The organism is Arcicella sp. GW458-12-2-14-TSB2 (assembly GCF_059423785.1).
On the sequence record NZ_JBWKYN010000223.1, the window covers coordinates 1 to 8,179 of the forward strand.

An 8,179-nucleotide genomic window follows, 5' to 3' on the forward strand; every position below is an offset into this window, starting at 1 on the left:
AGCTATAATTAGAAGATTATCAAAATTTGATTTAATTATAATTTCCTATAAATTTATTTCCTAAAATTTACTTCCCAGAAGTATTTAGCATGATTTTTTTATTAAAAAATTTATTGACAAACAAAATTCAAAACTTCTTTTGTAGTTTTACTCAAACTATTCTCAACGATGAAAAATATATTATGCTGTATCCTAAAGTTAGTCTTTTTTTACTTCATTACTTGCTCTTCAGTATTCAGCTTAGCCTTTGAAAAAGCAAATTTCAATAATACTTTAACTCCTTTTGAAACGTGTGAAAATAGTTATTATTATGAATTATCTATTCAAAATGCCCAGATTCCCACGGCTAGTACTAAAGAAATTCCACAGAATGCAATAAAGGTTTTAAAGTCAATTCGTGAAAATGGTGTAACATTCGATGGATACGTTGGCGGTAGAAAGTTTGGCAATTATGAAGGGCTGCTCCCTAAAAAAGATAAGAATGGGCAGCAAATTAATTACAGAGAATGGGATATTTATCCGAAAGTTCAAGGTAAAAACAGAGGCGCTGAAAGACTAGTAACTGGTTCAGATGGGAAAGCCTATTTTACCAAAAATCATTATCAATCATTTGTTGAAATTAAATAAGACAATGGCAAATTATTATATCTTAGGTGAAGATTCGACGCTAAAATCTCACGATAACATCTTGGTAGCCATCATTGATGGCGAAAATGTAGAGACTGTTGAAGTTTTTTATCAAACGCTTGCAAAAGCTTTGTACTTCCCCGATTATTTCAATCATAATATGGATTCATTCGATGAGCTAATAAACGATTTAGATTGGCTAGACCAGAATGACATTCGCATTGTATTTAAAAATTATGACGATTTCTTATCAGAAGAAAACGACGAAATACGAGAAATTATCCTAACTGTGTTGGATGATGCTGCGGAAGAATGGAAAAGAAACGATAATACTAAAGTATTAAATATTTATATCGAGCCCTCTGAATTAGCAGAAGATGATTTAGAAACGCTTGGTATTAGTTATGAAAATTAGTTTCGGAAATAGTATTCAATAAATTTTGTCTCATAAACTTAAATAAAAAAGTCATGCAAATTAAAAGAAGTGCGACTGCCCAGTGGATTGGTGCAGGTAAAGATGGTAAAGGTTCATTAACAAGCCAAAGTGGTGTTTTGAGTAACACACAGTATTCTTTCAATACACGTTTTGAAGATGGCATTGGCACAAACCCTGAAGAGTTAGTAGCGGCTGCTCATGCTGGATGTTTTTCAATGCAATTAGCTTTTAATTTACAAGGAGCAGGTTTTATTGCTGATAGTATTGACACAACTTCGCAAGTAATTTTAGAAAATGGTGCTATTAATGTAATTAAATTAACTACTTCGGTGAAGGCTACTGATTTAACGCAGGAGAAATTTGAAGAATTAGTGAATCATGCTAAAGAAAATTGTCCAATCTCTAAGCTATTAAATGCTACAATTACTTTAGATGCTACATTGTTGTAAAAATATAAAGCCTGAGGTAAAATCAACATCTACTTCAGGCTTTATATTTTATTTACTGATTAATTCCTTTTCAATCGCTGAGATGATTCTCTTACAACTAATTGAGTTTTTAGAATTTGAATATCTGGCTTGAAAGTTCCCAACCTATCTTCTATCTGATCAATGAGCAATGCTGTAGCATTTTTCCCAATATCCCAAGTAGGCTGTGCAACGCTTGATAATGTAGGAGTTATTACAGTACAAATGGGTTCATCATTAAAACTTACTACAGCTACTTCTTCAGGAATCTTTATATTTCGCGACTTCAAGGCTGAAATCGCTCCCACCGCTAGTCGGTCACTTACTACAATAAATCCGTCTGGTCTATTTTCAAGATTCATTAAGTGGTGTGTCACTTCCACAGCTTTAGACAAAGCATATTCACCGTGTACGATTAAAGAAGTATCAATCTGAAATCCATGGTCTTTTAAAGCATTTCCGTATCCCTCTAGTCTTTGATTACTAACAGTAACGCTCTGTGGACCAGCCAAAAAGGCTATTCTTTCACAGCCATTATCAATCAAATGCTTAGTGGCTTCGTAAGCAGCACCAACATTATCTACCATTACTTTTGATACATCTAGCTCTTGTGCATCTCTATCAAAGAATACTAAAGGAATTCCTTTTCTTTGAAGTCGCTTTAAGTGATCTAAATCAACAGTTTCTTGTGAAAGAGAAATGATAAAACCCTCTACTTGTCCCCTTGATAAATTTTGAACGTTTATCAATTCTCGTTCATACAGCTCACTAGTCTGAGTAAGTAATAAACTATAACCACGAGCAATGGCCTCGGCTTCTATTCCTTTGATAACCGATGCAAAAAAATGATAGGCTAAATCTGGCACAATTACCCCAATGGTCTTTGTCCTACTTTTCACCAAACTGGTGGCTAAAATATTAGGCTGATAGTCCCACTCCTTAGCAAGTTGTAGAACAGCCTGTCGTGTTTCTGGTTTTATTTCAGGCATATCACGCAAAGCACGAGAAATTGTTGCCACAGAAACATTCAGATGGCGAGCTAAATCTTTAATCGTTACTTGATGTGCCATAATTTATTTTATCCTTTCAGAGTTACTTTTGCTCTTGTACAAACACCTCCAATAGGCGGATTAAACTTCGATACTGAAACTTCAATTAATTCTATAGTGGGATAACGATTACGGACACTTTTAATGATTAGCTGAGCTATATGCTCTAGTAATTTTGCTTTTATCTTCATTACACCAGAAATTATTTCATACACATCGCCATAATTTACAGTGTCACTAAGTTTATCATTTTCTGCTGCCTCCGAAAAATCAGTCGTAATAGCAATATCTATTTGATAACGATTTCCAATTTTTTGTTCTTCTGCATAAAAACCATGATATGCAAAAAACTCTATGCCTTCAAGGGCAATTATTCCCATTGTATTTTTTATTTCTGAATACTAATGAAAGTATCTTTTAAACATTTTATTACCTATAAATCATCAAAAAAGGAGCCTCCCCCATTTGAAATACCACTTGCATTATCTTTGCCAAACTCCTCCATTACTGACGACACTGTAGGCAGTCCATCATCCTTCCCAAGTTTTTTAGGTTTAACTTTTATCGTCTTCATTTCTTTAACCAGTTCGTCAGCTTTAGCATTAAAAACAGTGACATCTTTTTTATCTAATATTTTGCTTACTTCTGGCAATTCTTCGTTTTCATCATCAAAATCATTGGCAGGTTCAAAATCAATTCTTGTGTCATTTTCTGGCGTTTCTTCTTTTGGAAACAAAGGCGTTTCTTTTACAGGAGTAGTTACTGCAACCTTTGCAACAGGTTCAGGGAATATTGCCTCTGTTACATTCTCTATTTTCTGAAAATTAGTCCTTGAACTTAGGTTATCTTCAAATTTCGCAACTTTCTCTAAAGTATCATTAGCAAACTGTTTTAGTTCTTCCACCAATGATTCTTTATATTTCTCCATTGTCTTGAAGTCACGCTCATAATTTTTTAAATCATTTACAGCTTCTTCAACCAAAAACTTTGCTTTATTCTCGGCATCTGAAATAATCATTTTAGCACTTTTACGCGCTTCATTCAAAATTTCTTCTACCTCAATCTTAGCATTTTCTTTTAATTGCTCTATTTCCGCTTGAGCTTTCAAGCTTATTTTGTCTTGGGCTTCCTCAGCAGCTTTTAATGTTTTGAAGAGACTACTTTCAATCTCCTGCATTCGGATAATTTCGCGCTCAGCTACTTCAAGCTTTTGTTTTGATTGGCGCATATCCTCTCCTACACGTTCCCATTCTTGAGAAAGTGAAAGTAAAAAAGCTTCTACCGATTCAGTATCAAAACCTCTAAAGCTTCTATCAAAAGTATGTTTTCTTATTTCAAGGGGAGTAATTCTCATTTTCTTAGATTGTTTAAGTAGGTTAAAACAAGGTAACCTCTAAATAAAAGTTTTAACACAAAATTCCTGTCTTAGTTTGTCAGGCTCCAAACAGATATTTTTTTATCATCGGATGCTGAAACTAATTGGTGTTCGTAGGTACTCCAAAAAAGTTTATTGACCGATGTCCCATGCCCTGCGTGTCTGGCTTTATCAATTACTTTCAACAACTTAAATGTTTTAGCATCCCAAATTTTAATAGATTTATCCATGCTACACGTTGCAAATAAATCTCCGTTGGGATGATAGGTAATATGGTTTATTGCAAAAAGGTGAGCTATAATACTGTGTTTCAATTGATATTTTTCTGTAACATCCCATACTTTCAAATGGGCATCTCTGCCTGTGGTAAGCAAATACTTTTTGTCTGGTGAATAACAAACGGAAAATATTGAATTTGTATGTTCATCAATCACTAATTTCAATGAAAAATCCTGCAAATCAAAGATTTTTACAGAAAAATCACTGTATCCTACAGCAAATTCTTTTGTCAATTCATTAATCGCTATACTTCTTACGCTTTTGTCAGATGCTTTTAAATGTCTTTTTACACTAAAAGTTTCAACATCCATCACCACAATGATTCCATCAGAAAGCCCTATCAGAGCGATATTTTCATAAATTTTGATATCAAAGATAGAAGCAGAGGTAATTTTCAAAGATTTAATTTCTTGTTTCAACGCAACATCTATTAAATGAATGCCATCAAAGTTTTGCCCTACCCACAGCTGATTCCTTTGCTTATCTAAACAAATAGCATAAACGGAAGCAGGTACTTGGGCTATTAGCTCTCCTAAGTCTGGCGTTTTTAAATTCCATTTAACAATAAGTCCATCTCCACCAGCAGAAAAAAACTGAGAAGAATCTTTACTACCTTCAAGTGCATAAACACAGTCACGATGACCAGAAAATGTATCTATTTTATCAACTTGCATAAGTAGGGATTAAAATTTTAAATCTTTATTTAAGCAAAAATAGTTTATTTTGTGCCTAATGACAACAATCGAAGATTGATAGAGGCTATTTAGGCTTGTATTGCTTTGAATTACAGGATAGTTAAATGGCAATAATTTTTTGTAAAGAAATTTCTAAAAAAAGTATTTTGACTCTTTGGAAAATTGAGGAGTCACCTTCATTTTATTTAGAGTACCTAGAAATAAAAGAAAACGATTTAATAGATATCTCTGATGTAACCCACCCTGCGAAACAGTTAGAGTGGCTTGCTAGCAGAACTTGTGCGAAATATACTTTGTCTTTGTTCGGAATTACGTATGAAGGCATTGCTAAGGACTCATACAAAAACCCTTATTTGATTAATAATCACGCCGCATACATTTCATTATCACATACCAATGAATATGCTGCTGTAATCATCAGTTTGGATGAAGAGGTAGGTATTGATATTGAAAAAGTATCTGATAAATTAAGTAGGGTTTCGCATAAATTCCTTCGAGCATCCGAACTTAATCATGCTGGCGAAGATTTGCTGAAACTTTGTATTTATTGGTGTGCTAAGGAAAGCTTATATAAATGGTATGGCAAAAAAAACCTGTCGCTTAAAGATAATATTTATATTGAACCCTTTGAAGATAAGCCTAACAAATTGACAGGTGAAATATTTATTGAAGGAAAACTAAAAACAGAACATGAACTTTTAGTGATTTATTTTGATGATTATGTCCTGACAGTAACATAGTGATTTTTTTGTATTACCTACATCCTAAAGCTGTAGGTAATACAAAAAAATTACTTCATCATCTCTTTGAGTGCCTTTTCTATTTCTTGTACCTTGTCATCATCCCCTACTTTCTCAAAAGCTAACGTCAAGTTTCTTAATACTCTTCTGATAATATCTAAGTTGCTACAAGGTTGATAAAAAATATCATTTGGAGCGATGTTTAACTGAGATATATAATTATCAATATCTACTTTACTAAATACCAACCCCCTATTGAATACATTAATATAAAACTGCATTTGTTCTGACTTATAAGTAAGTATAAACAAATTAGGAAGATTTACCCCCCAAATAGGCAATTTCAATTTTCGAGCTACCAATAAATAAATGACACATAACGAAATAGGATTGCCCTTTTTATTTTCCATCACCACATTCAGCATAGAGTTGGAAGCTGAATGAAAATGCTTGGTATTGGCTCCAAATTTCATTTTCCCAAAAATAACGGAGTTTAACGTTTTGATTTGGTCCATTGGGTGCATATTATCCCTGAACTCCATCCAAACCTCATAATATATTTGCTCTAATTCTTGTTGCAGCTTTTCGATAGATAATTCAGGATATTGATAAGTAGCAATAGCCCACATTCCTTCTAATAAATCTTCAGCACCGTTTTCCTTCCAAGTAATCAACCTTGAAAAAAAAGCTTCATACTGTAAATCATGAATAAGGTCTTCAATTTTTTTCTGTGTTAATGGACTCAAAGAAGATTCTTCCCAACGATCTTCCAAAAATGGAATTACGGTACCTCCTAATGACCTAATCTTATTTTCTACAAGGTTCAACACCTCGCTATCATCGTCTTCTAATAAGGATACTAAAGCCTTAATTTCTGATTGCTTCATATTGTCACGTTTAATTCACCTAAAAATAACATTTCTTATTCAAAAGTACAAATTTGATTCTAAGGTTCTTTTTTCTTGTTAATTCTTATTGAAAAAGCAATTGTATATTTTTTGTTTTAGTAAGGGTTTATGCTAAATTTGTTTTTTTGCAACCTCATAATTATTATTCATCACTGCTCAATATTTAAGTATGATAATAATAATTTGACTTAACTCTTCCTTTTTCTGGATTCACTTAAAATATGAAAATTTTAGTAACAGGTGGCGCAGGCTTTATCGGGTCTCACACAGTCGTTGAACTCCACAACGCAGGTTTTGAAACAGTATTAGTTGACAACTTTTCTAATTCTGAAAAAGAAGCTATCACAGGTATAGAAACAATTATTGGCAAACCTGTTACTTTTTATGAAGGTGATATTGGTCAAGCTGCTACGTGGGATAAATTATTTTCTGAACAAAAAATTGATGGAATCATTCACTTTGCTGCCTTTAAAGCTGTTGGCGAATCTGTAGCAAAACCTTTGAAATATTATAGCAATAATATTTCAGCTACGGTGTTGATGCTTCAGAAAATGGAAGAATATGGCGTTAATAACTTAGTATTTTCGTCTTCTTGTACAGTGTATGGTCAGCCAGATACTTTACCCGTAACTGAAAGCTCGGCAGTTCAACCTGCGGCCTCTCCTTATGGAAATACCAAACAAGTATGTGAAGAAATTATCCGCGATACCGTAACTAGCTCGGCAGGCTTTCATGCTATTTCGTTAAGATATTTCAATCCTATTGGTGCGCATGATTCTGTCCTTATTGGAGAATTACCATTGGGCGTACCCGCTAACCTTGTTCCATTTTTAACACAAAGCGTAGCAGGGTTAAGAGGACCATTAGCTGTTTTTGGTGACGACTATCCTACTGCTGATGGTACAGCCGTGCGTGACTATATCCATGTAGTTGACCTTGCCAAAGCACACGTATCAGCCTTGAACCTTTTATTGAAACAACCTGAAGGACAATATTACGATTTCTTTAATATCGGTACTGGAACAGGTAGTTCTGTATTAGATGTAATTAATGCCTTCGAAGCGGCTACTGGTTTAAAGGTAGATTATAGTATCAAACCTAGACGCGAGGGAGATGTAGTAGCAGTATATGCAGATTGTACAAAATCTAATGAAATTTTGGGTTGGAAAACTGAAAAAACATTAACTGACGCTTTAGGCGATGCTTGGAATTGGCAGAAAAAGTTAATTGGAAAATAACAGTAAATCAACTACTACCAACGAAAATATTTGTTTATGAAAAAAACGCTTTTAATAACAGGTGGAGCAGGGTTTATTGGTTCTCATGTGGTTCGGTTATTTGTTAATAACTATGCTGATTATACCATTGTCAACCTTGACAAATTGACTTATGCTGGCAACCTTGAGAATTTGAAAGATATAGAAGACAAGCCTAATTATATCTTTGAAAAAGGAGACATCGTTGATGCAGAGTTTATCAATCAACTCTTTGACAAATATCAATTTGATGGTGTGATTCACTTAGCAGCAGAATCACATGTTGATAGGTCAATTGCAGAACCAATGGCTTTTGTAATGACCAATGTGGTGGGTACTTGCAACTT

General features: G+C 33.8%; 11 protein-coding genes. 6 read left to right on the forward strand and 5 right to left on the reverse strand.

All coding sequences use genetic code 11. The features are described from left to right. The first annotated feature begins 168 nt into the window (after positions 1-168). The 3 genes from AC07XN_RS21895 to AC07XN_RS21905 are packed head-to-tail and all read left to right on the forward strand — an operon-like array spanning position 169 to position 1,512. Positions 169-627, forward strand: a complete 459-nt coding sequence (locus AC07XN_RS21895) for a guanyl-specific ribonuclease (protein ID WP_494744595.1) — start codon at positions 169-171, stop codon at positions 625-627. Between the two features lie 4 nt (positions 628-631). After that, positions 632-1,042: a barstar family protein gene (locus AC07XN_RS21900; protein ID WP_309916399.1), complete on the forward strand. Its 411-nt coding sequence runs from the start codon at positions 632-634 to the stop codon at positions 1,040-1,042. Positions 1,043-1,095: 53 nt separating this feature from the next. Next, positions 1,096-1,512: an OsmC family protein gene (locus tag AC07XN_RS21905; RefSeq protein WP_309916395.1), complete on the forward strand. Its 417-nt coding sequence runs from the start codon at positions 1,096-1,098 to the stop codon at positions 1,510-1,512. A gap of 59 nt (positions 1,513-1,571) precedes the next feature. Here the strand turns inward: AC07XN_RS21905 and AC07XN_RS21910 are convergent, their stop codons facing one another. The 4 genes from AC07XN_RS21910 to AC07XN_RS21925 all read right to left on the reverse strand — a co-directional run bounded on the left by AC07XN_RS21910 (position 1,572) and on the right by AC07XN_RS21925 (position 4,907). Then, entirely contained in the window at positions 1,572-2,600 is a 1,029-nt protein-coding gene (locus AC07XN_RS21910; RefSeq protein ID WP_309916392.1) for a LacI family DNA-binding transcriptional regulator, read from the reverse strand. Positions 2,601-2,608: 8 nt separating this feature from the next. After that, the gene (folB, locus tag AC07XN_RS21915; protein ID WP_309916389.1) at positions 2,609-2,959 is read right to left on the reverse strand and encodes a dihydroneopterin aldolase; all 351 of its coding nucleotides are present in this window, start codon (positions 2,957-2,959) and stop codon (positions 2,609-2,611) included. Between the two features lie 53 nt (positions 2,960-3,012). Further along, the gene (locus AC07XN_RS21920; RefSeq protein WP_309916386.1) at positions 3,013-3,933 is read right to left on the reverse strand and encodes a DivIVA domain-containing protein; all 921 of its coding nucleotides are present in this window, start codon (positions 3,931-3,933) and stop codon (positions 3,013-3,015) included. Between the two features lie 71 nt (positions 3,934-4,004). Continuing rightward, positions 4,005-4,907, reverse strand: a complete 903-nt coding sequence (locus AC07XN_RS21925) for a WD40 repeat domain-containing protein (RefSeq protein ID WP_309916384.1) — start codon at positions 4,905-4,907, stop codon at positions 4,005-4,007. Positions 4,908-5,032: 125 nt separating this feature from the next. Between AC07XN_RS21925 and AC07XN_RS21930 the strand changes: the two genes are divergently transcribed. After that, the gene (locus AC07XN_RS21930) at positions 5,033-5,668 is read left to right on the forward strand and encodes a 4'-phosphopantetheinyl transferase family protein (protein ID WP_309916380.1); all 636 of its coding nucleotides are present in this window, start codon (positions 5,033-5,035) and stop codon (positions 5,666-5,668) included. A gap of 50 nt (positions 5,669-5,718) precedes the next feature. On the opposite strand, the gene AC07XN_RS21935 is transcribed toward AC07XN_RS21930, so the two are convergent. Next, positions 5,719-6,555, reverse strand: a complete 837-nt coding sequence (locus AC07XN_RS21935) for a transglutaminase-like domain-containing protein (RefSeq protein WP_494744596.1) — start codon at positions 6,553-6,555, stop codon at positions 5,719-5,721. Between the two features lie 242 nt (positions 6,556-6,797). Here AC07XN_RS21935 and galE point away from each other — a divergent pair, with 242 nt between their 5' ends. Further along, positions 6,798-7,814 carry a UDP-glucose 4-epimerase GalE gene (gene galE / locus AC07XN_RS21940; protein WP_309916374.1) on the forward strand — a complete coding sequence of 339 codons (1,017 nt, stop codon included), beginning with the start codon at positions 6,798-6,800 and terminating at the stop codon, positions 7,812-7,814. 36 nt (positions 7,815-7,850) lie between these two features. After that, on the forward strand, positions 7,851-8,179 hold a 329-nt coding region (locus tag AC07XN_RS21945; RefSeq protein WP_494744597.1), incomplete at its 3' end, for a GDP-mannose 4,6-dehydratase.

Coding starts and splice junctions, on each gene's coding strand:
- AC07XN_RS21895 (WP_494744595.1), top strand. CDS start 169: ATGAAAAATATATTATGCTGTATCCTAAAGTTAGTCTTTTTTTACTTC.
- AC07XN_RS21900 (WP_309916399.1), top strand. CDS start 632: ATGGCAAATTATTATATCTTAGGTGAAGATTCGACGCTAAAATCTCAC.
- AC07XN_RS21905 (WP_309916395.1), top strand. CDS start 1,096: ATGCAAATTAAAAGAAGTGCGACTGCCCAGTGGATTGGTGCAGGTAAA.
- AC07XN_RS21910 (WP_309916392.1), bottom strand. CDS start 2,600: ATGGCACATCAAGTAACGATTAAAGATTTAGCTCGCCATCTGAATGTT.
- folB (WP_309916389.1), bottom strand. CDS start 2,959: ATGGGAATAATTGCCCTTGAAGGCATAGAGTTTTTTGCATATCATGGT.
- AC07XN_RS21920 (WP_309916386.1), bottom strand. CDS start 3,933: ATGAGAATTACTCCCCTTGAAATAAGAAAACATACTTTTGATAGAAGC.
- AC07XN_RS21925 (WP_309916384.1), bottom strand. CDS start 4,907: ATGCAAGTTGATAAAATAGATACATTTTCTGGTCATCGTGACTGTGTT.
- AC07XN_RS21930 (WP_309916380.1), top strand. CDS start 5,033: ATGGCAATAATTTTTTGTAAAGAAATTTCTAAAAAAAGTATTTTGACT.
- AC07XN_RS21935 (WP_494744596.1), bottom strand. CDS start 6,555: ATGAAGCAATCAGAAATTAAGGCTTTAGTATCCTTATTAGAAGACGAT.
- galE (WP_309916374.1), top strand. CDS start 6,798: ATGAAAATTTTAGTAACAGGTGGCGCAGGCTTTATCGGGTCTCACACA.